General features: G+C 52.7%; 19 protein-coding genes. All 19 read right to left on the bottom strand.

Annotated features, from left to right (window positions below):
- Nucleotides 1-100: 100 nt before the first annotated feature.
- Nucleotides 101-4,393, bottom strand: a complete 4,293-nt coding sequence (locus BLP91_RS03060) for a PolC-type DNA polymerase III (RefSeq protein ID WP_245662082.1) — start codon at nucleotides 4,391-4,393, stop codon at nucleotides 101-103.
- A gap of 157 nt (nucleotides 4,394-4,550) precedes the next feature.
- Complete coding sequence (locus tag BLP91_RS03055; protein ID WP_091566550.1) at nucleotides 4,551-6,275, bottom strand: proline--tRNA ligase; 1,725 nt, start codon at nucleotides 6,273-6,275, stop codon at nucleotides 4,551-4,553.
- 29 nt (nucleotides 6,276-6,304) lie between these two features.
- Nucleotides 6,305-7,651, bottom strand: coding sequence for an RIP metalloprotease RseP (rseP, locus tag BLP91_RS03050; protein ID WP_091566548.1), 1,347 nt, complete (start codon nucleotides 7,649-7,651; stop codon nucleotides 6,305-6,307).
- Between the two features lie 33 nt (nucleotides 7,652-7,684).
- Entirely contained in the window at nucleotides 7,685-8,842 is a 1,158-nt protein-coding gene (locus BLP91_RS03045) for a 1-deoxy-D-xylulose-5-phosphate reductoisomerase (RefSeq protein ID WP_091566546.1), read from the bottom strand.
- Between the two features lie 14 nt (nucleotides 8,843-8,856).
- Nucleotides 8,857-9,642: a phosphatidate cytidylyltransferase gene (locus tag BLP91_RS03040; protein ID WP_091566544.1), complete on the bottom strand. Its 786-nt coding sequence runs from the start codon at nucleotides 9,640-9,642 to the stop codon at nucleotides 8,857-8,859.
- 20 nt (nucleotides 9,643-9,662) lie between these two features.
- Complete coding sequence (locus BLP91_RS03035) at nucleotides 9,663-10,454, bottom strand: undecaprenyl pyrophosphate synthase (RefSeq protein WP_091566542.1); 792 nt, start codon at nucleotides 10,452-10,454, stop codon at nucleotides 9,663-9,665.
- A gap of 203 nt (nucleotides 10,455-10,657) precedes the next feature.
- Nucleotides 10,658-11,215 carry a ribosome recycling factor gene (gene frr / locus BLP91_RS03030; RefSeq protein ID WP_091566540.1) on the bottom strand — a complete coding sequence of 186 codons (558 nt, stop codon included), beginning with the start codon at nucleotides 11,213-11,215 and terminating at the stop codon, nucleotides 10,658-10,660.
- Nucleotides 11,216-11,941 (bottom strand): UMP kinase, encoded by a 726-nt coding sequence (gene pyrH / locus BLP91_RS03025; protein WP_091566538.1) that lies wholly within the window; start codon nucleotides 11,939-11,941, stop codon nucleotides 11,216-11,218.
- Nucleotides 11,942-12,052: 111 nt separating this feature from the next.
- Complete coding sequence (gene tsf, locus BLP91_RS03020) at nucleotides 12,053-12,703, bottom strand: translation elongation factor Ts (protein WP_091566536.1); 651 nt, start codon at nucleotides 12,701-12,703, stop codon at nucleotides 12,053-12,055.
- A 78-nt stretch (nucleotides 12,704-12,781) separates the two neighbouring features.
- A complete protein-coding gene (rpsB, locus tag BLP91_RS03015; protein ID WP_091566534.1) occupies nucleotides 12,782-13,483 on the bottom strand; it encodes a 30S ribosomal protein S2 in 702 nt (233 codons plus the stop codon).
- Nucleotides 13,484-13,668: 185 nt separating this feature from the next.
- Nucleotides 13,669-14,448: a GTP-sensing pleiotropic transcriptional regulator CodY gene (gene codY, locus BLP91_RS03010; RefSeq protein ID WP_091566532.1), complete on the bottom strand. Its 780-nt coding sequence runs from the start codon at nucleotides 14,446-14,448 to the stop codon at nucleotides 13,669-13,671.
- A gap of 17 nt (nucleotides 14,449-14,465) precedes the next feature.
- Nucleotides 14,466-15,884: an ATP-dependent protease ATPase subunit HslU gene (gene hslU, locus BLP91_RS03005; protein ID WP_091566530.1), complete on the bottom strand. Its 1,419-nt coding sequence runs from the start codon at nucleotides 15,882-15,884 to the stop codon at nucleotides 14,466-14,468.
- Between the two features lie 3 nt (nucleotides 15,885-15,887).
- Nucleotides 15,888-16,427: an ATP-dependent protease subunit HslV gene (gene hslV / locus BLP91_RS03000; protein WP_091566528.1), complete on the bottom strand. Its 540-nt coding sequence runs from the start codon at nucleotides 16,425-16,427 to the stop codon at nucleotides 15,888-15,890.
- A 243-nt stretch (nucleotides 16,428-16,670) separates the two neighbouring features.
- Nucleotides 16,671-18,002: an FADH(2)-oxidizing methylenetetrahydrofolate--tRNA-(uracil(54)-C(5))-methyltransferase TrmFO gene (trmFO, locus tag BLP91_RS02990; protein WP_091566524.1), complete on the bottom strand. Its 1,332-nt coding sequence runs from the start codon at nucleotides 18,000-18,002 to the stop codon at nucleotides 16,671-16,673.
- A gap of 14 nt (nucleotides 18,003-18,016) precedes the next feature.
- Nucleotides 18,017-20,092 carry a type I DNA topoisomerase gene (topA, locus tag BLP91_RS02985; RefSeq protein WP_091566522.1) on the bottom strand — a complete coding sequence of 692 codons (2,076 nt, stop codon included), beginning with the start codon at nucleotides 20,090-20,092 and terminating at the stop codon, nucleotides 18,017-18,019.
- Between the two features lie 292 nt (nucleotides 20,093-20,384).
- Nucleotides 20,385-20,531 (bottom strand): hypothetical protein, encoded by a 147-nt coding sequence (locus tag BLP91_RS16575; RefSeq protein WP_171049727.1) that lies wholly within the window; start codon nucleotides 20,529-20,531, stop codon nucleotides 20,385-20,387.
- Between the two features lie 581 nt (nucleotides 20,532-21,112).
- Nucleotides 21,113-22,207, bottom strand: a complete 1,095-nt coding sequence (dprA, locus tag BLP91_RS02975; protein ID WP_091566518.1) for a DNA-processing protein DprA — start codon at nucleotides 22,205-22,207, stop codon at nucleotides 21,113-21,115.
- Nucleotides 22,208-22,268: 61 nt separating this feature from the next.
- Complete coding sequence (gene sucD, locus BLP91_RS02970) at nucleotides 22,269-23,174, bottom strand: succinate--CoA ligase subunit alpha (protein ID WP_091566516.1); 906 nt, start codon at nucleotides 23,172-23,174, stop codon at nucleotides 22,269-22,271.
- A 41-nt stretch (nucleotides 23,175-23,215) separates the two neighbouring features.
- On the bottom strand, nucleotides 23,216-24,376 hold the full coding sequence (gene sucC / locus BLP91_RS02965; protein WP_091566514.1) for an ADP-forming succinate--CoA ligase subunit beta: 1,161 nt from the start codon (nucleotides 24,374-24,376) through the stop codon (nucleotides 23,216-23,218).
- Nucleotides 24,377-24,617: the final 241 nt, after the last annotated feature.

Below are 24,617 nucleotides of genomic sequence, written 5' to 3'. Positions count from 1 at the left end.
AAAGCTCCGGTTATGGCCGGAGACGGGGAAGAAAACGTTCTCCGACATCATATCATAAGAGCGAGTGGTTCGCAAAATATTCCGGTGAGGCGAAAAGGCATCAAAACAGCGTCAGCTGATTGCTCTCCGGCATATTTTCCAGACAACCAAGACGTCTCAGCACATCGACCACCGAGCTGGAGATTCGACTCCGCTTCTGCAAGTCTTCGATGGACAAGAATTCCCCTTCTTTCCGCGCCTGAGCAATGTTGTTGGCGGCATTGGTCCCGATCCCTGCTACCGACGAGAAAGGTGGGATCAGGCTATCCCCATCCACCAGAAAACGGGTAGCATCGGAGCGGTAAAGATCGACCGGTTGAAAGGACAAGCCCCGGGCCAGCATCTCCCGTACCGATTCCAGCACGGTAAGCAGCCCTTTTTCCTTCGGAGTAGCCCCTGTTCCCTTCTCTTCAATCTCCTGAATCGCCTTTTTCACCGCATCTGCCCCTTTTAGGACCAGCTCCACATCGAAGTCGTCGGCCCGCACACTAAAATAAGTGGCGTAGTATTCAATGGGGTAGTGCACTTTAAACCAGGCGATCCGAATAGCCATCAATACATAGGCGACAGCATGAGCCTTCGGAAACATATATTTGATCTTGCGGCAGGAATCGATATACCACTCAGGCACGCCGTGGTTACGCATCAAGTCCGCCTCTTCATCGGTAAGCCCCTTTCCTTTCCGCACCTTCTCCATCAGTTTAAAGGCGATCGAAGGCTCCATCCCTTTATAAATGAGGTAGACCATGATGTCATCCCGGGTGGAGATCACCTCCGCCAACACCGCTGTACCAGAGCGGACCAAGTCTTGCGCATTGTTGAGCCAGACATCGGTGCCGTGGGAAAGTCCAGAAATCCGGACCAATTCCCCGAAGGTGGTCGGTTTTGTATCTTCCAACATTTGCCTAACAAAGCGGGTTCCAAACTCGGGAATGCCCAGGGTTCCGGTTACCGTTCCGATCTCTTCCGGAGTGACACCCAGAGACTCGGTGCCGCTGAACAGCTTTTTCACTTCCGGGTCATCGACCGGGATCGTTTTGGGATCTACCCCCGTCAGATCCTGCAGCATGCGGATAACCGTCGGATCATCATGACCCAGGATATCAAGCTTCAACAATCGACCGCTGATCGCGTGATAGTCGAAATGGGTAGTGATGGTTTCCGATTTCACATCATCGGCGGGGCGCTGAATCGGTGTGAAATCGTACACATCCATGTTTTGCGGGATCACCATCAACCCTCCGGGGTGCTGACCGGTAGTTCGCTTCACACCGGTACAGCCCTCCACCATACGGTCGATCTCCGCATTCCTCCATTGAATCCCTCTGTCTTCTTCATATTTTTTCACATAACCGAAAGCTGTTTTTTGGGCCACCGTCGAAATCGTTCCCGCCCGATACACGTACTCTTGGCCGAACAGTTCTTCCGTATATTTGTGAGCACGGGGTTGATACTCCCCGGAAAAGTTGAGATCGATATCAGGCACTTTGTCCCCCTTAAACCCGAGGAAGGTTTCAAAGGGGATATCGTGACCATCTTTTTTCATTTTGGCGCCGCACTGCTCACAATCTTTATCAGGCAAATCAAACCCGGAAGCGACCGATCCGTCGGTGATAAATTGGCTGTGCTTGCACTCCGGACAAACATAGTGAGGCGGCAGCGGATTCACCTCGGTGATGTGACTCATCGTCGCCACAAAAGAGGAACCAACCGACCCTCGGGAACCGACCAGATAGCCGTCCGCCAAAGATTTGGTCACCAACTTGTGCGAGATGAGATAAATCACTCCAAAACCATGCTTCAATATGCTGCCCAACTCTTTTTCCAGCCGCTCCTCCACAATCTCAGGCAGAGGGTCACCGTATAGCTGGGTCGCCGTTTCATAGCAGATCCGGCGCAGCTCTTCGTCCGCTCCTTCGATAATCGGTGTGTGCAGACCGTCGGGAAAAGGCTTCACCTCTTCAATCCTAGCGGCAATGTCCCGAGGATGATCAACGACCACCTTGCGGGCTGTCTCCTCACCCAGATAGGAAAACTCCTCTAGCATTTCATCGGTAGTACGGAAATAAGCTGGTGACAACGGCCCACGATTGCGAAAGCCGCCGGTCTGGTTAAAGGCCAAAATTTCCCGATATGTGGCTTCCCACGGATTGAGGTAATGAGCATTGGAGGTGGCCACCACGGGCTTGTTTAATTTCTGCCCGATTTCCACCAACAGACGGTTGGCCTCCCGCAGACGCTCCTGGTCTTCCACGATACCCTTTTCGACTAAGTGTTGGTTCACTTCTACCGGCTGAATCTCAAGATAATCGTAGAAGTTGGCGATTTCCTCCACTTCCGCAGGCGATTTTTGAAGCGCAGCTTCAAACAGCTCCCCTTTTTCACAGCCGGATCCGATGATCAGGCCCTCCCGGTATTTTTCTAACAAACTCCGGGGAATGCGAGGCATCCGATGAAAATATTCTAGATGGGAGCGGGATACCAGCTTGTACAGGTTTTTTAATCCGGTGTAATTTTCTACTAAAACGATGGCGTGGAAGGGGCGCAACCGGCTAAGATCCCGTTCTCCTGTAAAGTTGTTCAGCTGATTGAGCCGGAGAATTTCCCGCTCCTCACAATCCTTGACCATCTGCCACAACAGATAACCCGTCGCTTCCGCATCGTAAATCGCCCGGTGGTGTTGGGTCAGATCGATGTCAAACTTCTTACAAAGGGTGTTGAGCCGGTGGTTTTTTAACCGTGGATATAGGAATCGCCCCAACTCCAGCGTATCGATCACGGGATTGTCCACCGGATCTTTACCGATTTTTTTGCAACCTTCCTGCAGGAATCCCATATCAAACCGGGCGTTATGAGCGACCAGGACACATCCCTGTATAAAGGATAGAAACCGGGGCAGCACATCAGACAGATCTGGGGCATCCTTTACCATATCATCGGTAATTCCGGTTAACTCGGTAATCGTAGCGGATAAGGGCCGATGAGGGTTGATAAAAGCTTCGAACCGATCCACGATCTCCCCTTTTTCCACCTTTACCGCCGCCAACTCGATAATCTCATCGTGCACCGCTGATAGTCCCGTCGTCTCCACGTCGAAGACCACGTAGGAGTCTTCTTTTAAGGCCCGGTCAGAAGGGCGAGTGACGATCGGCACCCCATCATCAACCACAAAAGCTTCCAGACCGAAGATGACTTGAATCCCGTGTTTTTGTCCGGCAGCATAGGCATCGGGATAGGCCTGCAGCACGCCGTGATCGGTGATAGCCACCGCCGGATGACCCCAATCCGCCGCCTGCTTCACCATGGACTCGGCATCATGAACCCCGTCCATAGCGCTCATCGCCGTATGTAAATGGAGCTCCACCCGTTTCTCCTCGGCTCGATCTTCCCGTTTATGTGGCGGTACCTCTTTCAAGTCATTGGCCATCACCACGAGATCCCGGGCGAAGGTGTCAAACTGCACAGAACCCCGAATCGCTAGCCACATCCCGTCCTTGACACGGCCCAACTTGGCCGCATCTTCCTTATCCCGGGCAAAAACTTTCACCGCGATCGAATCGGAGTAATCCGTCACATTGAAGGTCAACAAAGTCCGTCCGCTCCGAAGTTCGCGTACCTCCGCCTTAAAGACGGAACCACGGATCACCACCCGGCGTTCCTCATCTGTAATCTCTTTGATCAGAATGGGATCATCGTGAAAATCATAGCCGATCGTCACCGGCACTTCCTCCGCTGATTCGTCCTCCTCAGCAGGTGGTTCGCTTGCCTCAAGGTGATTCATCGCTTCCTCAACCCATTGGCGTTCCGCCTGCTCCCTTTCCTCCAAAAATTTCTCCGTCGCCTCAGTGGAAGATTGGCAGTCGAGAGCTACCTGGATCCGATGACCGGATATTTCTTGAAAGAAGGCAGATACCGCTTGGTCCAGCTGCTTAGCGACCGCCATTTTCTGCATGAGAGGACTGGCAAAGCGAATCGTGAGTTGTTCTCCCTCTAACGACCATTCCGCACGGGACAACCACCCGGCCGCGGAGGGGGAAAGCCTTTCCCCCACCCGTTTTCGGATCCAATGCCAGTACATCTCCATCAGCTGGGACAGATCGGCACGATCATAATGGATGACAAATCGAACATCAGCCACCTGTTGAAAGGCACGAGCGATCCGTTCCTGCACCTTAAACAAGATATCTGGCGGCACCGGGTGATGTAGCTGAAGACAAAAGGTCCAGCTTCGATCCCGACGGCTTACTTTCACTTTCTCTATATACGCTCCTGCAAAGTGGCGCGCTTCTTCGTCGGAAATCTGAGCTCGCCGCAACACTTCCACCAACCGATCCCGTTTTTTCGGTTCCCTGATCGACAACGCGTTTCCCCCCTGCTTCCTCTCCTCGTTTCTATCTCCATCGGATTGTTTTCATTCTCCCTACCGAGTTTATCAAAAAAAAGCCACGAGATTCACCCTCTCCTCGCTGGAAAAGAAACACCCCGTCGATGCGACGGGGTGTTGTCCTCCGTTATTGCTGCTGATCGGCTCTGTTCAGAAGATCCGGCAATTTCTTTATCAGTTCCTCTGTGGTCAGTGTTCCGCTTTTCCCTGACCGTCGGAACTTGTATTCCACTTTTCCCTCTGCTGCCGTTTTTCCCACGGTAATCCGAAGCGGGATGCCCAGGAGGTCGGAATCTTTAAATTTGACACCAGCCCGATCCTGACGGTTGTCGTAAAGCACCTCCACGCCATCCGCCCGGAGCCGCTCATAGAGCTGATCCGCCAAACGGGATTGGGTTTCGTCTTTCAAATTGACAGCAATCAGGTGGACATGGTATGGCGCAGCACCAACCGGCCAGATGATTCCGTTGTCATCGTGAGACTGCTCCACAGTGGCCGCTACCAGACGGGAGATGCCAATGCCGTAACATCCCATGATCAGTCGACCCTCTTTCCCTTCCTGGTCCAGGAAGGTGGCATTCATGGAATCGCTGTAGCGGGTACCCAGTTTAAAGACGTGACCCACTTCAATCCCCTTGGCAAACCGAATCGGTTCACCACAGTGTGGGCAGGCATCTCCTTCCTGCACCGTACGGATATCGGCGTAGAGATCCACCTGGAAATCCCGTCCCGGAGCCACATGGAGCAGATGGGCATCTGCTTCGTTGGCTCCGGTGACAGCCTCCGCCATTTCATACACCGCGTGATCGGCTACCACCCGAACGGCTTCTTTCAGACCGAGAGGACCAGCAAAGCCGGTGGGAGCACCAGTCACTCGATTTACGGTCTGATCATCGGCCAGATGACAGGTTTCCGCACCCAGGGCTTGTTTCACTTTGATCTCATTCACCTCATGATCGCCGCGGACCAGCACCAACACCGGGTCGCCGTCTACGGTAAACAGGAGACTCTTGATCAGTTGTTCCGGTTGCTTGTCCAGCATCTGGATAACTTCGTCGATAGTGGAAGCTCCAGGGGTGGACAACTTTTCCGGTTTCGGAACTTCGGCCATGTCAGGTGCCTTCGTCTCATCCCGCCCGACCTTGGCCGTTTCCACATTGGCCGCGTACTGACAGGAGCTGCAGAGGGCTAATGTATCCTCACCAGAGTCAGACAGTACCATGAACTCGTGGTTTTCCTCCCCGCCCATGGCGCCGGAATCGGCTTCCACAGCGCGGAAATCCAACCCTAGCCGGGTAAAGATGCGGATGTAAGCCTGGTACATATCCCGATACGTCTTATCGAGTGATTCCCAGTCAACATGGAAGGAATAAGCATCCTTCATCAAAAACTCCCGTCCCCGCAGCAGACCAGAACGGGGTCGACGTTCATCCCGGTATTTCGTCTGGATCTGGTACAGGGTCATCGGCAGCTTTTTATAGGAATTGACTTCGTTTCTCACCAGATCGGTGATCACTTCTTCATGGGTGGGACCCAGCAAAAAATCCCGTTCATGCCTGTCCTGGAAATGGATCAATTCCGGTCCATAGTCATCCCAGCGCCCACTTTCCTGCCAAAGCTCGGCTGGATTTATTGCCGGAAGCAGCAACTCCTGGGCCCCGATTCGATCCATCTCTTCCCGGACGATCTGTTCCACCTTGCGCAGCGTTCGATAGGCCAAAGGCAGATAGGTATATACCCCCGCCGCCAGCTGCCGGATCATCCCGGCGCGGAGCATCAGCCGATGGCTGACCATCTCCGCTTCCGCCCCCACGTTCCGGAGCGTGGGGATCAGCATGTTTTTCTGTCTCATGGTCGCTCCTCCTCACACCACAAACCAGGTTATCTAAAAAAGACCCTCAGGATATCGTTGTAAGTGATAAACAACATCAACATCATCAACAGCGCAAAACCGACAAAGTGGACAAGACTCTCTTTGCTGGGATCCACCGGCTTTCCGCGAAAAGCCTCTAACACGATAAACACCAGCCGACCGCCGTCCAAAGCCGGGAAGGGGAGAATGTTCAGGATACCGAGGTTGAGACTCAACAGCGCTGCCAGTCTAACAAGGGGGATCCATCCCGCTTCGGCCGCCTCTCCGGTGATGTCAGCAATCCCCACCGGTCCCGCGAGATTTTCCAAGCCCACCTGACCGGTGATCAGTTGGCTGATCCCTCTCACCATCACCACGCCGAGATCATAGGTTTGCGTAAAACCGTTCACAACCGCTTCGGAGATGGTCGCATCCCTCAACTCCTGTTTCATCTCAATACCGATCATATAAACATCGTTTTTCTTTTCCGGTGTGATCGTGGTTTGGTATTGTTGGTTGGCCCGTTCCACCACCATATCCACCGGCCCGCCCTGGGCGTCCTGAAGAGGAATGCGAATATCATTGAGGCTGTTGACCTGCTTTCCTTCCACTTCACGGACCACGTCTCCAGGCTGGATCCCCGCCTCTTGCGCAGGAGAATTCGGTAAGACATTCTGGATCGACACCTTGGTCTCCAGACCAATCACCAGAGTAAGCACCGCCATCAGAATCACGGTCAAAAGGAGATTAAACACCGGACCGGCCAAGATGGTCAAGCCCCGGTCCAGGACCCCCTTAGAACTGAATTGACGATCCAAAGGGGCAATCTGTACGATATTTTTCTCATCGTATTGGATGACAGCCTGGGGATGAAGGCGGTATTTTACTTCATTACCTTCTTCATCCTCTATCAGGATGAACAGCTTGTCCTCTAAATCCGCCTCCAACATTTTTCCCGACACAGCATCCACCGCCGGAGGAAGGTGGGCCGGCAAATCGCTCCCGGCAAAGTCGTCCACCTCTCCATATTCGCGGGCTACTTCATCCATGGAAGAAGCGTTGCCGGAAGAGGCGGATTTCGGCGCCCGAATCCGGATGACACGGCCATCGGAGTCCCGATCGAGCACCAACTGGGAACCTGTTTTCAGCTCCGCAATTTCCGGATCTTCCCCGGCCATACGAACATAACCGCCCAGGGGGAGAATGCGGACAGAGTACTGGGTCTCCCCGCGAAACCAGGAGATTAATTTGGGACCGAATCCGATCGCAAACTCCCGGACCAAAATGCCCGCCCGTTTGGCAAAGATAAAATGGCCCAATTCATGGATAAACACCAGTACACTGATCAACAACACAAAAGAAATAACCGTCTGCATATACCATCACCGCCTTCTTGATCGCGGGTTTAATCAAAGGGCTTTCTCCAGCTGGAGCCGGGCAGTCCTGCGAGCCCAACGATCCGCTTCGAAAAGATCCTCCAGCCCAGGTTCAGGCACCGTTTGATGTCGGGAAAGTACTTCCCCAATGATTTCCTCGATCATCAGAAACGGAAGTCCGCCTTCCAAAAACTTTTCCACAGCTACTTCGTTGGCGGCGTTTAACACCGTGGTCGCCGTACCTCCTTGCCGGCCGGCCTGGTAAGAAAATCCTAGACAGGGAAACTGTTCCAGGTCGGGCTGGCGAAAATGAAGGGTCCCCAGCTGTGCCAAATCCAGGGGTTTCCCTTCTAAAGGCAAGCGACCGGGGTAGCTGAGGGCATACTGGATCGGGACCTTCATATCCGGTGTGCCCAGCTGAGCCATCACCGCTCCATCCACAAATTCTACCATGGAATGGATAATGCTTTCTTCGTGGACCAGCACATCGATTTGGTCATAGGGAAGATCAAACAGCCAGCGGGCCTCGATCACTTCCAGCCCCTTGTTCATCATGGAGGCGGAATCAACTGTCACCTTGGCCCCCATGGACCAATTAGGATGGTTTAATGCCTCTTCCCGGGTCGCCTTGTTCATCTTTTCCCTCGTCCAATCCCGAAACGCTCCCCCAGAGGCTGTTAAGATGATTCGGCGAACCTGGGAAACTTTTTCCCCGTTGAGGCTCTGAAAAATAGCGGAATGTTCGCTGTCGATGGGGAGCACGTCGACGCCCTTTGCCTTCGCTTCCCCCATCACAATCGAACCCCCCATCACCAGGGTTTCCTTATTGGCGAGCCCCACCGTCTTACCTGCGCGGATTCCTGTTAATGTCGGTGGTAACCCCTGACTCCCTACTAAGGCCGAAACCAGATAAGTGGCGTCAGGATGGGCCGCCACCTCCTCCATCCCTTCTGGACCGAAAACCGCTCGAACCGGGTGGCTGGCCCGTCTTTTCACTTCCTGCGCTGCTTCTTTCGTCGACATGGAGATGAGGCTCGGGTGAAACTCCTCCACCTGGGAGACCATTTCATCCACATTGCTTCCCGCAGCGAGGGCAACAACCTCAAATCGGTCCGGATGTTGTCGGACAATTTCCAGGGTGTTGGTTCCGACCGAGCCTGTGGAACCGAGTATTGCCAATCGTTGTTGCATCCTTTATTCACTCCTCAGATGAGCTGGACCAGATGAAGAACAGGAAAGACAAAAAGCAAACTGTCAAAACGGTCCAATACCCCGCCGTGACCAGGCAACAAAGTGCCTGTATCCTTCACTCCCATCTTGCGCTTAATCGCAGACTCGACCAAATCCCCGAATTGACCGGTCAAACTGATCAAAAGGCCGATACCGATTACGGCGACAAGGCTGCCAAGCTCCGGAAAATAGAAAGCGATCACCCCGCTGACCACCAGAGAAAAGAGAATTCCGCCCAGAGATCCTTCCCAAGTTTTATTGGGGCTGACCGAAGGCCACAACTTCCGTTTTCCCCACCGTTTCCCGGAAAAATAAGCCCCGGTATCGTTGGCAAAGGTAACCATGATGGCCAACAGGGACCAGGCGAGCCCGTTGTCGATCATTCGGGCATGAATCATAAATGAAAAACCGTATCCTATGTATAATGACCCTAAAAAAAGATAAGCGATCTCGTCAACATCGACTCGATTGCGACTGGTCACCATCAACATGAGAAAGATCAACATCCCGGCTAATACGGTATCCGACTTACTCCACGGCCAGTCGAGGCCGCCGAAGCTTTGCAATAACAGACACCAGATCAAAAATAAACCGATCAGACTCCGGATCGACAAAAACGAGATCCGCTTCATGCGAGTGAATTCAAAATAGCCGAGGGTGGCCAAAACCGCCACCAGACTGACATAGCCCCATGCCCCGATCCAAAGCAGGATCAGAAAACCAGCACCGCCCAACACCCCCGTGATGACTCGTTGTTTCATCCATTACTCACCCGTTTTCTTCAGACCGCCCCGTAGCGACGGGAACGACGCTGAAAATCTTCGATCGCCTCATAAAAGCTTTCCTTTGTGAAATCCGGCCATTGGACATCGGTAAACCAGAGTTCGCTGTATGCCAATTGCCACAGCATAAAGTTGCTGATCCGTACTTCACCACTGGTTCGAATCATCAAGTCGGGCTCAGGCAGATCCGCCGTATACAGATACTGGCCGAATAGGGATTCATCCAGCGCATCCTTATCCAGCTTACCCGATTGAACATCATCTATAATCCTCTGCACGCCACGGATGATTTCCGACCGCGACCCGTAGTTCAGGGCGAAATTGAGCCTCAAACCGGTATTGTCCTTCGTCGCTTCCTTAAACTTATCAATCGCTTCCAATGTATGGTCGGGAAGGTTTTTTCTGTCCCCGAGCATGCCGACGCGAATATTGCGTTCGACAAGTTCGTCCACATCCGTCCGGAGAAACTCCTCAGGCAGACCCATCAGGTAGTTGACCTCATCCTGGGGGCGCTTCCAGTTTTCTGTAGAAAATGAATAAAGCGTAAGGGCTTCAATGCCCAAAGCATCTGCTGCCCGAGTGATGTGCCGAACCGTTTTCATTCCGGCGCGATGTCCGGCCACTCGAGGCATCCCTCGTTTTTTGGCCCAGCGGCCGTTCCCATCCATAATAATGGCCACGTGGCGGGGTAACGGTCCCTTTCGGAGTTCTCCGATTCGTGTTTCGTTTTCTTCTGTCTGCTCATCTTCCTCGCTATATCCCACTAACCATTTCTTCAATGTTTGAATCATCGACCATTCCTCCGAACTTCCCTTAACATGCGGCCGGTATCGGGGACGGACCCGGATATGACCTGGCGCAGTCGGTTTTTCTGATGTACATGCATTTCTAGTATGCAATACTTTGGCTCTCTTTTCTACCGAAAATACCTGTGAGGAATCACTGCTCCTATTGGTAAAGCAAATCCCCCCTCAACAGAAGGGGGATGACCCTGTTAAACTTCCATGATTTCTTTTTCCTTGGTTTCTACATGTTGATCCGTCTCTTGGATAAAGCGATCAGTCAGCTTCTGAATCTCATCCTGACCGCGTCTTGCATCATCCTCAGAAAGGTCGCCTTTTTTCTCCAGTTTCTTGATCTCATCATTGGCATCTCGACGAATGTTGCGAATGGCCACTTTGGTCTCTTCCCCGGTTTTTTTCGCGACCTTTACCAGTTCGGTCCGCCGTTCTTCCGTCAAAGCAGGAATGTTGATCCGAATCAGGTTCCCATCGTTGTTCGGCGTCAGTCCCAAATCGGACTTGAGGATCGCCCGCTCAATATCACCGAGGATGGATTTATCCCAGGGTTGCACCACCAAAAGACGTGGTTCCGGTGTGGAAATATTAGCCACCTGATTGAGTGGCATCTCGCTGCCGTAGTACTCAATCGTTATTTTGTCCAGAAGAGAAGGAGTGGCGCGGCCGGCACGCAAAGTTCCCAGGTCCCTTCTCAAAGCCTGGATCGCTTTTTCCATCCGTTGGGTAGCATCCTGTTGAATGTCAGACAGCATTTATTCATTCCCCCTTACAACAGTACCAAGTTGTTCACCCATGATGACTCGGCGAATATTCCCTTGGCCTTCAATACTGAAAACAATCAATGGAATATCATTGTCCATACAAAGGGATGAGGCGGTGGAATCCATCACAGCGAGTCCCTGGTTTAAAACATCCATATAAGTGAGTGAATCGTATTTCACCGCTTCCGGATCCCGACTGGGATCGGCGGAATATACCCCGTCCACCTTGTTTTTCGCCATCAGGATGACTTCCGCTTCGATCTCGGCCGCACGGAGCGCAGCTGTCGTATCCGTGGAGAAATAGGGGTTGCCCGTTCCCGAAGCGAAAATCACCACCCGACCTTTTTCCAGGTGGCGGATAGCCCGCCGACGGATATAGGGTTCCGCCACCTGCCGCATCTCGATGGACGTTTGAACCCGGGTCGGAACCCCCGCGTTCTCCAAGGCATCCTGCAGGGCGAGGGAGTTCATCACAGTGGCCAACATCCCCATATAATCGGCGGTGGCCCGGTCCATCCCCTTTGCACTGCCGGCCATTCCACGCCAGATGTTGCCCCCGCCAACGACGATCGCCGCCTGAACCCCCAGCTCCACCACTTCTTTTAATTGCTTCCCGAAGGAATGAAGCACGTCGGGATCGATTCCATAGCCCTGCTCCCCCGCAAGCGCCTCCCCGCTTAGTTTAAGTACCACGCGTTTATACCTCGGTTCTTCCATCCTCCACAACCCCCGTTTCCCAATGAAGCAATTCGACACCGCTTTTTAAGGATCCTCTCTTTCCGCCTTGAAAAAAGGGAACACGACGTGTTCCCCCATCAAACGTCCGAGTTACTGTTTCACCTGGGACATCACTTCGGAGGCAAAGTCGTCTTCCCGTTTTTCCAGCCCTTCACCCAGTTCATAACGCACAAAGCGGCGAATAGAAATATTCTCGCCGATTTTGGCGATCTTTTCTTTCACCAGCTTTTCGATCGTTAGATCGCCGTCCTTGATGTAGGGCTGCTCCATCAACACAATTTTTTCAAAGTATTTGCCGAGACGGCCTTCCACCATCTTGTCCACGATGTGCTCCGGCTTCCCTTCCTGAAGGGCTTGCGTCCTCAGCACTTCCCGCTCTTTTTCCACTTCTTCCTCCGGCACATCCTCACGACGCACATACTGAGGATTCATCGCGGCGATCTGCATCGCAATATCCCGGACAAAAGATTTAAAGTCATCGGTTTTGGCCACAAAGTCCGTTTCGCAATTGACCTCTACCAGCACACCAATCCGTCCCCCGGCGTGTATGTAGGAGTCCACCAAACCTTCGGCGGCGATCCGGTCCGATTTTTTCTCAGCTTTCGCCATCCCTTTTTCCCGAAGCAGTTCCACAGCCTTGTCCATATCGCCGTCTGCTTCTTGAAGCACTTTTTTACAATCCATCATACCTGCGCCGGTTTTTTCGCGCAGCTCTTTCACTTGTGCAGCACTGATCGCCATCATGTATTCCTCCCATTAAATAATCATCGTATAAAAAGGGTGGTCACGCATCCCGTGGCCACCCCGTTTGTTCCTCAATCAGGACGCAGTCGTTTGCTCTCCCTGCTTCCCTTCCAAAACCGCATCAGCCATCTTGGAAGTGAACAGCCGGACCGCACGGATCGCGTCATCGTTACCGGGAATGATGTGGTCAATCTCATCGGGATCGCAGTTGGTATCGACGATCGCGATAATCGGAATCCCCAGCTTGCGGGCTTCCGCCACGGCAATGCGTTCCTTGCGGGGGTCGATAATGAAGACGGCGTCAGGAAGTTCTTTCATGTGTTTGATGCCGCCGAGAAACTTCTCCAGACGAGCCTTTTCTTTGTTCAGCATGACGACTTCTTTTTTGGGAAGTACGTCAAAGGTGCCGTCCTCTTCCATCACTTCCAGTTGGTGCAACCGGTTAATGCGCCGGCGAATCGTCTGGAAGTTGGTCAGCGTACCACCGAGCCAGCGGTGGTTGACATAAAACATATCGGAGCGTTCGGCTTCTTCCCGGACAGCGTCCTGAGCTTGTTTTTTCGTTCCCACGAACAGGATCTTGCCGTCATTAGCCGCTAAATCGCGCACATAATTATAGGCATCTTCCATCATCCGGACCGTCTTCTGCAGGTCGATGATGTAGATCCCATTCCGTTCGGTAAAAATGTATTTTTCCATCTTGGGGTTCCAGCGACGGGTCTGATGCCCGAAGTGAACACCCGCTTCTAATAGTTGTTTCATGGAAACAACCGCCATATTCCATTCCTCCTTTTGGTTATTCCTCCGTCGGGATCCGCTGCAACCGGGACCGTCTCCGGCACCGACCGGGCGCATTCCCCGACGTGTGTATTCAACACCGCTGATTAATATACCACACTCAAATCCGCCCCCGCAAGGTGAAGGGGCAAATTGCGAGAAGTTTTTTTGGAGGTTCCTTCTTCTCAAGACCGCTTCAATTTTTCCAAGGCTGGAATCAACTTTTCATTCAACACTTTGATATGGGTACCCTTCATCCCGAGGGAACGGGAATCGATCACCCCCGCACTCTCCAGTTTGCGAAGGGCGTTGACGATAACTGAACGGGTGATGCCGGCTCGGTCTGCCACCTTGCTGGCCACGAGGATTCCTTCCATCCCATCCAGCTCTTCAAAAATATGCTCCACCGCTTCCAGCTCGCTGTAGGAAAGCGAATCGACGGCCAGTTGGACCATCGCCCGGTTGCGGGCTTCCTCTTCCGCCTGTTCCGCTTTCATCTGAAGAATCTCCATCCCGACCACAGTGGCACCGTATTCAGCCAGAACCAGGTCATCTTCCACAAAGGGTTGATCAAACCGGGTCAGCAGCAAAGTTCCCAACCGATCGCCGCCGCCGATGATGGGGACGATGGTAGTAAAGCGATGTTCGTTGCGGCCGGTGACCTGGTGGGTGAAACTGTATTCACTGGTTTCATCCAGGTTGGCTGCCGTCTCACGCACCGATTTTAACAAGTCGTTGTAGCTCTCGGGAAGACGCCCTTCCCGGAGAACCCCCTGATACAGTTCATCGTCATCGTATTCCTGGGCCACACCAAAACCGAGAATCTTACCCTTTCGGCTGACGACGTAAATGTTGGCCAAGATAATCTCTCCGAGAACTTCGGCCATCTCTTTAAAACTGACAGCCTGCCCTCCTGTTTTTTGCAGGAGACTGTTAATCTCCCGCGCTTTACTCAACAGGTCCATTTCCTGCTACACACTCCTTACAAAATGAATTGGCTCAAATCCCTGTTTTCCACAATATCACCCAAACGTTCCCGAACATATTCAGGTGTGATCTGAACTTCATCCAATGTAATCTCCGGTGCTTCGTAAGATAGTTCCTCTAACAGCCGTTCCATCATGGTGTGCAGACGGCGCGCACCGATATTTTCCGTCCCTTGGTTCACATCCGCCGCAAGCCGGGCGATCTCCCTGATCGCATCATCGGTAAACTTAACCTGAATCCCCTCGGTCTCCAGCAGGGCCGTGTACTGTTTTAACAGGGCGCCTTTGGGCTCCGTCAAAATGCGGATGAAATCCTCTGTCGACAAGTCTGTCAATTCCACCCGAATCGGAAAGCGGCCTTGCAATTCCGGAATCATTTCGGAAGGCTTGGCGGCATGAAAAGCCCCCGCGGCGATAAACAGGATATGATCCGTCTTGACCGGCCCGTATTTGGTCATCACCGTCGATCCCTCAACGATGGGCAGGATGTCCCGTTGTACTCCCTCCCGGGACACATCGGGCCCCCCTTGGCGGTCTTTACCGGCGATTTTATCCACTTCATCGATAAAGATGATCCCTGTTTGTTCCACCCGGTTCAAGGCTTCCTGCTGAACCTGATCCATATCGATCAGCTTCTGCCCCTCTTCCTGAATCAGCACTTTTCGGGCTTCGCGTATCGGCAGCCGCCGCTTTTTCGTCTTTTTCGGCATAAACTGACCCAGCATCTCCTGCATGTTGATACCCATCTGCTCCACACCGGACCCGGCGAACATATCCATCATCGGCGGCTGATCTTCCACTTCGATCTCGATCACTTTATCTTCCAGATCCCCGCTCTTCAACTGAAAGCGGACCTTGCGCCGTTTCTGTTCCAGATCCTGGTTCTTCTCCGCCGCTTCACCGCCGGTATCCCGCTCGTCTTTCGCCGAGTTGAACAGCATCTCAAGGGGGTTTTTAAAGGAGTCCGTTCCCCGCTTAGACGGTACCAACAGGTTGACGATCTTTTCATCCGCCAACTCCTCGGCTTTTTCTTTTACATCCTCCAACTTTTCCGCCTTAACGATGCGGATCGCTGTCTCCATCAGGTCCCGAACCATCGATTCCACATCTCGGCCGACGTATCCGACCTCTGTAAATTTGGTCGCTTCCACCTTGGCAAAAGGAGCGCCGACCAAACTGGCCAGGCGGCGGGCGATTTCCGTTTTTCCGACACCGGTGGGACCGATCATCAGAATGTTTTTGGGGACGACCTCGTCGCGCAGATCTTCCGGCAGCAGTGTTCTCCGGTAACGATTTCTCAAGGCGACAGCCACCGCTCGCTTCGCTTTATTCTGCCCCACAATGTATTTATCCAGCTCCGCCACGATCTGGCGGGGCGTCCATTGCTGCCGTTTCTGTTCAGGGGTCGGGGTCATCGGTCACACCTCCTCCAACAAGATTTGATCATTGGTAAACACGCAGATTTCAGAGGCGATGGTTAATGCAGCCTCAGCGATCTCCCGAGCAGACAACTCCGGTGCGTACCGATGGAGGGCTCGCCCGGCCGAAAGGGCGAAACTCCCGCCAGACCCGATCGCCATCATCCCGTCGTCAGGTTCGATCACTTCTCCGGTACCGGACACCAACAGGAGATTCTTCTTATCCATCACCACCAGCATCGCTTCCAATCGACGCAACACCTTGTCCGCCCGCCACTCCTTAGCCAGTTCAACCGCCGCTCGCGGCAGGTTACCGTGAAATTCCTCCAGTTTGGACTCAAATTTCTCAAAAAGGGTGACAGCATCGGCTACAGAGCCGGCAAACCCGGCCACCACTTGACCGCGGTAGAGACGGCGCACTTTTTTGGCACGGTGTTTCATCACCATCTGATTTCCGAAGGTGACTTGACCGTCACCGGCCATGGCTCCGGATCCCTTGTGACGAATAGCAAAAATCGTCGTCGCGTGCATGCTTTCCAATCAATTGGCCCCCTTGTTGCTTATCTTCCGGCGCGGGAAGAAAAAAACAGCGGATGACGCCGTTTTATTTCTGAATTGGGCTGTTCATTTTTTCCTTCAAAAAAGTGTCAAAGGTTCCCAATTCCAAACTCTATCCCATCGTATCACACAGGGTTTGGCCGTCGCAAGGCAGGAGGAGGATATTTTGTTGTAACATTCTGACACTTAAGTTGAACCAGGACCGAATTCGGTCCTGGTTCCGATTCAACCGGATAAACGGCTCACAGGATTCAACCGTTGTGCAAATCGAGCCATCGACGCTACGGCCCGTTCCGCATATTTCATGTTCCGCTCCCGTTTGGACTTAATCCGTTTTGACAACGGTGGGAACAGCCCGAAATTCGCGTTCATCGGCTGAAAATGGTCGGGATCCGCCGATGTGATATACCGGGCGAGACTTCCCATCGCGGTTTCGTGGGGAAAAACCACAGGCTCTTCCCCCATGGCGAGTCGAGCGGCATTGATACCAGCGATCAGCCCCGCTGCCGCCGATTCCACATATCCTTCAACACCGGTCATCTGACCGGCGAAGAAGAGATCCTCCCGGTGGCGGGACTGATAAGTCGGTCGCAACGCACGGGGGGAATTGAGGAAGGTATTCCGGTGCATCACCCCGTAGCGGACGATTTCCGCCTGTTCGAGCCCGGGGATCATCCGAATAATGCGCTTCTGCTCTCCCCATTTCATATGGGTTTGAAAGCCAACCAAATTGTAGAGGGTTCCCGCTCCGTTGTCCTGACGAAGTTGAACCACGGCATATGGAGTTTGGCCCGTCCGCGGATCGGTGAGACCGACCGGCTTCATCGGCCCATGGAGGACGGTTTTTCTCCCCCGCTTCCCCATCACTTCGATCGGCATGCACCCTTCAAAATAGATTTCCTTTTCAAATCGCTTCAACGGGGTGACTTCCGCCGAAATCAGCGCCTCGTAAAAGCGATTGAATTCCTCTTCGGTCATGGGACAATTGATATAGGCCGCCTCCCCTTTATCATATCGGGAGGCGACAAAGACTTTGTCCATATCGATGCTATCCTTCTCCACGATCGGAGCAGCAGCATCGTAAAAGTACAGATACTCTTCCCCCGTCAACCTGCGAATGTTTTCCGACAAGGCATCGGAGGTGAGCGGTCCCGTCGCGATAATAGTGATCCCGTCGGGAATATCTTGAATTTCTCGACCGACGAATTCAACCTTTTCATGGCTCTGCAACGTTTCGGTGACAGCGTCGGAAAAACGATCTCGGTCCACAGCGAGTGCACCACCGGCGGGCACCGCATTCTTGTCCGCAGATTTGATAATCAGGGAGCCAAGCTGGCGCATCTCTTCCTTTAAAACGCCGACGGCGTTAGTGGGAGCGTTGGACCGAAAAGAGTTGCTGCAAACCAATTCAGCAAACTGCCCCGTCCGATGGGCGGGCGTCTGCTTTTCGGGACGCATTTCCACGAGGCGGACCGGTACTCCGCGGCGGGCAAGCTGCCACGCCGCCTCACTCCCAGCCAACCCCGCGCCGATCACGGTTACTGGTTGGTCGGTCATAGTCTCTACCTCCTTTAATTCTTTTCTTCTTGATAATCACACTCCGTACATTTGATCAAGGTACCTTTTTTTCTACGCTTTTCCACCATCAAATGATTGCACCGGGGACAGGGACGGGGGACGGGTTTGTCCCAGGAAACGAATTCGCATTCCGGATAGCGACCACACCCATAAAAGGTTCGCCGCTTTTTGGTCTTCCTTTCCACAATCTCTCCTTGCTTGCAATCGGGGCAGGTCACCCCAGTCGATTTGAGGATCGGTTTGGTATTTCGGCAATCAGGAAAAGCGGAACAGGCCAGAAACTTGCCGTAACGCCCAAATTTATACACCATGGGACTGCCGCACTTTTCACAGACCTCATCGGAGACCTCATCTTTGATCTCCACTTCTTTCATCTCTTCTTCGGCCACTTCCAGCCGTTTTTTAAACTGCTCATAAAATCTTTCCAGGATCTGGACCCAATCCACCTTGCCCTCTTCGATATGGTCCAGCTGTTCTTCCATACTGACCGTAAATTCCACATCTAATATCTCCGGGAAAAACTCCTCCATCAGCGAGATGACGATTTCACCCAGTTCCGAGGGAACAAACCGTCGATCCTCCAACACCACGTAGCCTCGTTTTTGGATCGTATCCAGGATTGGAGCATAGGTGCTGGGTCGGCCAATCCCTTTCTCCTCCAGCGTTTTCACCAGGCGCGCCTCGGTATATCGGGGCGGAGGCTGGGTAAAGTGTTGTTTGGGATCCAGGGATTTCTTTTTCAGCTTCTGTCCTTCTTCCAAGGGTGGAAGAAACTTCGCTTCCTCTTTTTTGCCGTCGTCATTCCCCTCGATATACACTTTCATAAAACCAGGGAATTTCACTTTGGATCCGGTGGCGCGGAAGATCGCTTCCCCTACACGAATATCAGCAGAAATGGCGTCCAGAACAGCGGGCGCCATTTGACTGGCGACAAACCGCTCCCAGATCAGTTTGTACAGTCGAAACTGATCCCGGGAAAGATACGCTTTCATCGCCTTCGGCGTTCTCAGCGTAGAAGTGGGTCGAATTGCCTCGTGGGCATCCTGGGCCCCGGCCTGTTTTTTGTGGGTTCGGGGCTTCTGCGGAGCATAAGCGTCCCCAAATTCTTTTTGGATATACTCCCGAGCCTCAGTACGAGCCGTCTCGGAGATGCGGGTGGAGTCCGTTCGCATATAGGTGATCAGACCCACGGTTCCTTCTTTTTTGCCTAAGTCCACCCCTTCATAAAGTTGCTGGGCGACAGCCATTGTCTTGCCTGCTCGAAAATTGAGCTTCCGAGCCGCTTCCTGCTGCAGCGAACTGGTGATAAAGGGCGGAGCCGGATTACGCCGTCGTTCACTTTTCTTTACCGTCTGCACCACATATCGCTTGCCTTTAATCGCCGCCAGCAACCCGTCCACATCGTCTTTGCTTTTTAATTCCTCTTTTTTCTTGCCGTAACCGTAAAACTTGGCTTCAAAGAGTTCTCCGTCGGCTTCCAAGACAGCGGTCACGGTCCAATACTCTTCCGGTTTAAAGTTGCGAATCTCATTTTCCCGGTCGATAATCATTTTGACCGCCACCGATTGCACCCGCCCGGCAGACAGCCCCTTTTTCACCTTTTTCCACAGGACCGGGCTGATTCCGTAACCGACTAACCGGTCTAAAATACGACGGGCCTGTTGCGCTTCGACCAGGTCCATGTCGATTTTGCGGGGATGCTTAAACGCATCCTTGACCGCCTGCTTGGTAATCTCATTAAAGACCACCCGGCATTCATCATCCAATTCCAGGTTGAGGCTGTGAGCCAGATGATAAGCGATCGCCTCCCCTTCCCGATCGGGGTCGGCGGCCAAGTAGACCCGCTTCACCTTTTTTTTGGCTTTCCGGAGCTCTTTTAAAACCTCTCCCTTGCCCCGGATGGTGATATATTTCGGTTTAAAATGGTTATTCGTATCAACGCCCCATTGACTTTTGGGCAGGTCCCGCACATGTCCCATCGACGCTTTGACAATATATTTCTTTCCCAAATACTTGCCGATGGTTTTCGCCTTGGCGGGTGATTCGACGATGACGAGTGAATCGGCCATCTCTCGTCCTCCCCTCAAAAACTGACAATCGATTCTTCGAGATTCCACAGGAAGATAACCAAATCCTTCCCTATGGTAAAGAATGAATAGCTATTGTACCATATCAAATTCCCAATACGGGAAGCAACTTTGCCGAGAATGTGCCGTACCTTCCATTTATATAGCAACACTGTTTCCGCTTTTTCCAGCCATCATACCTCGTTGGCGAGTTCATACCGTAACAAAGGAAAACCGCTTCGAATGAGAGTGGCTTCGAAGCGGTCGGTGTTTGTCTATCTTACCACAAAAACCTTCAAACCTGCTTCTGATTCTTTTCAGGGAGAGATTCCTCCATCTTTTCCTGACGACTTTCGGTCTGGGCTAGCCACCATAACCCTCCTACCAAAGATGTGAAAAACATCAAAAAAATGAGAATTCCAAATCCGATCATGATGTTCATATCGATGGCCCCCCTTTTACCGGTATTCAACTCCTTGTGCTACTCAATTCCATATCCGCACTCTAAGTCCTGCCGCCAATGTGGAATCGCTTACAATAATTGTCGAAAAATATTCATATTTTTACCTTATGTTATGATCCTCCTCCAGCAGACATGCAGGATCCTTTGCAGCTTTTATTCAGTAAAAAAAGCCATGAACAAGGAGCTGTTCATAGCTGAAGGTGATTGGCAAGGGGAGGTTGGATTAAGTTCCGAAGAAGTTGATCCACTCTCCCTGGCGCAGGTTGACTCTCCCCCGGTTAAAACCGAAGAACGAGTTGAAAACCAAGGCCGTCCGACCCCGGCAGGTCACCCGAATAAAATCTCCTCTCCTTAACCGAATCCGAGCGACTTGCGTGTTAAAATTGTCACACGACAGATTAAACGTTCGGCCCCGGGGGACAGGAAAGGCCTGTGATTTGCGCACTAACTGTGCTTTTTTCACTTCCACTTCACTCCTTTCTTATTCTTACAATACGAAGGAAGATGGAAGCTTGCTATAAACGAATAACCTGTCAAACAAATTTAGATGATCGCATACTTCATACCCGCACAAATTGAGCCCCGGGCAGTTGCCGGATCAAGCCTTTCACCTGAAGAGAGAGCAAGTGTTGATGAATTTCAGTGACTGGCTGTCCGGAATGCTCCGCTAATTGATCGAGATGAATCGGCTCCTCTTTCAGCAGAGCCAACAGCTGGTCTTCCGCCTCACTTACAGCTACTTTACCAGGACTTTCCGATTCCCTGGGAGGGTCCGGTTTCAGATAGGGAAATTCCTCCAGGATATCTTCCACCTGAAGGATGGGTTTAGCCCCCTGCTGGATCAGTTGATTGGTTCCCCGGCTGAGAGCCGAGGTGATCAGCCCAGGAACAGAAAACACCTCCCGGCCTTGTTCCAAACTGTAGTGGGCAGTAATCAAGGAGCCGCTTTTCTCCGCCGCTTCCGTCACTAAGGTGCCATAGCTTAACCCGCTGATAATACGGTTTCGCTGGGGAAAAAGGCCCGGGTGGGGCTCGGTCCCCGGCGGCACCTCGGAGACAACTGCCCCCTCGTGGACCAACTTTTTATATAAATCACGATGATGCCGGGGATAAACCACATCCACCCCACACCCCATCACAGCGATGGTCTTCCCTTTGGCCTCCAGGGCGGCCCGATGGGCTTCTCCATCCACCCCTGTTGCGAGGCCGCTGACCACAGTCCAGCCTCGGGCAGCCATCTCCCGGGACAGTTGACGGGTGACCCGCCTGCCGTAGGATGTCGGCTTACGACTCCCTACCACCGCTAGACAAGTTTCAGATAAGAGGGAGACTTCTCCCCGCACATATAACACCCAGGGCGGCTGTGGCAGTTGTCCCAGCATGGGCGGATATTCTTCGTCCAACAGCGTCACCGGTTGAATCTGTCTTACTGCAAGCTCCTTGTCCACTTTATCAATAAAATCCGCTGTCCATCTTTCACCAATCCGAGCCACTGTCCCACCGGGGATCTCCCGTTTCCATCGATTCAGCTCCGCATCTGTCGGTTGCCGCCCTGGATCCCAACCTAACCGCCTCAATTTATCCAGCGTGTGCCAGCCAACCCCGCGAATTTGGTGCATCGCCACCAAGCCGATTCGTTCCTCCCACTCGCCCATCCAATTCCCTCCTATCCATAAAAAAGGACCTCCTTGTAGAGGTCCTTCAACAGCACAGATGTTATTTCGCAGTGGTGCACTCTTGCAACAGGCCTTTTTCCTCCAGGACCCGGGCCAGCGTTTCGCCGATGGTAGCCGGTGTCGGGGCGACGGCGACGCCGCTCTTTTCCAGGGTGGCGATTTTTTCCGCTGCCGTCCCTTTGCCCCCGGAGATGATGGCGCCGGCATGTCCCATTCGTTTTCCCGGAGGAGCCGTCTGGCCGCCGATAAACCCGACCACGGGCTTGGTCATATTCGCCTTGATCCATTCGGCCGCTTCTTCTTCGGCAGTCCCGCCGATTTCCCCGATCATGATGACGGCGGAGGTGTCAGGGTCATTTTCGAAGGCTTCCAGCACATCGACAAAATTGGTCCCGTTGACCGGATCCCCGCCAATGCCGACAGCGGTGGACTGACCGATACCTCGGGTGGTCAACTGATGGACCGCTTCATAGGTGAGCGTCCCGCTCCGGGAAACGATCCCCACTTTACCGGGCGTATGGATATAACCGGGCATGATGCCGATCTTGCACTCACCCGGTGAGATGACGCCGGGGCAGTTGGGTCCCACCAACCGGGTCTTTTTACCTTCCATATAACGTTTCACTTTCACCATGTCCATCACCGGGATTCCTTCGGTGATACAGATTACTAGATCCAGCTCTGCATCCACTGCTTCCATAATCGCGTCGGCGGCAAAGGGAGCAGGAACATAGATGGCAGAGGCATTGGCTCCGGTTTTGTCTACCGCTTCACGAACCGTGTCGAAAACCGGGATCCCTTCCACTTCCTGTCCGCCTTTTCCGGGAGTGGTCCCACCCACGACACGAGTTCCATATTCGATGGCCTGCTTCGTGTGAAACAGACCGTTGGAGCCTGTAATTCCCTGCGTAATCACTTTTGTATCTTTGTTGACGAAAATACTCAAGATGGACCCGCCTTTCCTTTCCAGATGATATCGATGAAAGATTACTTCACCAGGGAAACGATCTTTTCTGCAGCGTCGGCCATAGAATCGGCAGCGGTAATCTTTAAGCCGGACTCATTCAGGATCTTTTTACCCTGCTCCACATTGGTCCCTTCCAGACGAACGACCAAGGGGCGGTCCAATCCGACTTCTTTAGCCGCTTCCACAACACCTTCGGCGATGACGTCACACTTCATGATGCCGCCGAAAATATTGATCAGGATCCCTTGTACATTGGGATCATCCAAAATAATTTTGAAGGCTGCGGTCACTTTTTCAGCTGTGGCGCCGCCTCCCACATCCAGAAAGTTGGCCGGCTCTCCACCGTAGTGCTTGATGATATCCATGGTAGCCATCGCCAACCCAGCACCGTTCACCATGCATCCGATGTTTCCGTCGAGAGCAATATAGGACAGATCGTATTTGGAGGCTTCGATCTCCTTGGGGTCCTCTTCGGACAAATCCCGCAGGTCGACAATATCTTTATGCCGATAAAGAGCGTTGGAGTCAAAGTTTAATTTGGCATCCAAAGCCATCACTTCACCATCGGTGGTGGTGATCAAGGGGTTGATCTCCGCCAAGGAGCCGTCTTTGTCTACAAAAGCTTGATACAGACCAATCATAAATTTAACCGCTTTGTTGGCTAGCTTTTTCGGAATGCCGATCGCATAAGCCAACTGCCGTGCCTGAAAAGGCTGCAATCCCACTGCGGGATCGACAGTTACTTTGACGATCTTTTCAGGTGTGTTGGCTGCTACCTCTTCAATCTCGGTTCCGCCCTCGGAAGAAGCCATCATGGTCACGCGATCCTGAGAGCGGTCGATGACAACCCCCACATAGTATTCCTTTTCGATTTTGCAGCCCTCTTCGATCAGCAGCCGCTTCACTTCCTTCCCTTCGGGGCCGGTCTGATGGGTAACCAGTGTGCTGCCCAAAAGCTCTTCTGCAAATTGTTTCACTTCGTCCAAGCTCTTGGCCAGTTTCACCCCACCGGCTTTCCCGCGTCCGCCAGCGTGGATCTGCGCTTTAACCACCCACAGATCGCCGCCGAGTTTCTTGGCGGTATCCACTGCCTCTTCCGGGGTAAATGCCACATGGCCCCGGGGTACCGCAACCCCGTATTGCCTTAATACTTCCTTACCCTGATACTCATGTACATTCATGCCCTATCCCCCTATCCAAAAAATACCGTATTGGAATACGTAAAAGTTGAACCTGATTTCGGCCCCCTTCCTTCTTCTTCTCAGGAAGACCGAATATGTGACAAGATTGATTTTTTATACATCCATCAGCTGCAAATGGAAAACCATCATGCCACGTGTAGCGGGCACCGTCATACGATAGGCGGTTCCCATGAAAGTATAGCGTAACGGTCACGGGTTTGCCAACGTCCTTGACGGCACA

Origin of the sequence: Melghirimyces thermohalophilus (assembly GCF_900102685.1) — a bacterium.
Taxonomy (GTDB): Bacteria; Bacillota; Bacilli; order Thermoactinomycetales; family DSM-45169; genus Melghirimyces; species Melghirimyces thermohalophilus.
Note: the sequence above shows the minus strand (reverse complement) of the source record. Positions and strands in the feature narration are given on the sequence as shown.

What these genes read in the sequence shown, in the direction of transcription:
- BLP91_RS03055 (WP_091566550.1), bottom strand. Translation starts at nt 6,275, where the DNA reads ATGAGACAGAAAAACATGCTGATCCCCACGCTCCGGAACGTGGGGGCG.
- rseP (WP_091566548.1), bottom strand. Translation starts at nt 7,651, where the DNA reads ATGCAGACGGTTATTTCTTTTGTGTTGTTGATCAGTGTACTGGTGTTT.
- BLP91_RS03045 (WP_091566546.1), bottom strand. Translation starts at nt 8,842, where the DNA reads ATGCAACAACGATTGGCAATACTCGGTTCCACAGGCTCGGTCGGAACC.
- BLP91_RS03040 (WP_091566544.1), bottom strand. Translation starts at nt 9,642, where the DNA reads ATGAAACAACGAGTCATCACGGGGGTGTTGGGCGGTGCTGGTTTTCTG.
- BLP91_RS03035 (WP_091566542.1), bottom strand. Translation starts at nt 10,454, where the DNA reads ATGATTCAAACATTGAAGAAATGGTTAGTGGGATATAGCGAGGAAGAT.
- frr (WP_091566540.1), bottom strand. Translation starts at nt 11,215, where the DNA reads ATGCTGTCTGACATTCAACAGGATGCTACCCAACGGATGGAAAAAGCG.
- pyrH (WP_091566538.1), bottom strand. Translation starts at nt 11,941, where the DNA reads ATGGAAGAACCGAGGTATAAACGCGTGGTACTTAAACTAAGCGGGGAG.
- tsf (WP_091566536.1), bottom strand. Translation starts at nt 12,703, where the DNA reads ATGGCGATCAGTGCTGCACAAGTGAAAGAGCTGCGCGAAAAAACCGGC.
- rpsB (WP_091566534.1), bottom strand. Translation starts at nt 13,483, where the DNA reads ATGGCGGTTGTTTCCATGAAACAACTATTAGAAGCGGGTGTTCACTTC.
- codY (WP_091566532.1), bottom strand. Translation starts at nt 14,448, where the DNA reads ATGGACCTGTTGAGTAAAGCGCGGGAGATTAACAGTCTCCTGCAAAAA.
- hslU (WP_091566530.1), bottom strand. Translation starts at nt 15,884, where the DNA reads ATGACCCCGACCCCTGAACAGAAACGGCAGCAATGGACGCCCCGCCAG.
- trmFO (WP_091566524.1), bottom strand. Translation starts at nt 18,002, where the DNA reads ATGACCGACCAACCAGTAACCGTGATCGGCGCGGGGTTGGCTGGGAGT.
- topA (WP_091566522.1), bottom strand. Translation starts at nt 20,092, where the DNA reads ATGGCCGATTCACTCGTCATCGTCGAATCACCCGCCAAGGCGAAAACC.
- BLP91_RS16575 (WP_171049727.1), bottom strand. Translation starts at nt 20,531, where the DNA reads ATGAACATCATGATCGGATTTGGAATTCTCATTTTTTTGATGTTTTTC.
- dprA (WP_091566518.1), bottom strand. Translation starts at nt 22,207, where the DNA reads ATGGGCGAGTGGGAGGAACGAATCGGCTTGGTGGCGATGCACCAAATT.
- sucC (WP_091566514.1), bottom strand. Translation starts at nt 24,376, where the DNA reads ATGAATGTACATGAGTATCAGGGTAAGGAAGTATTAAGGCAATACGGG.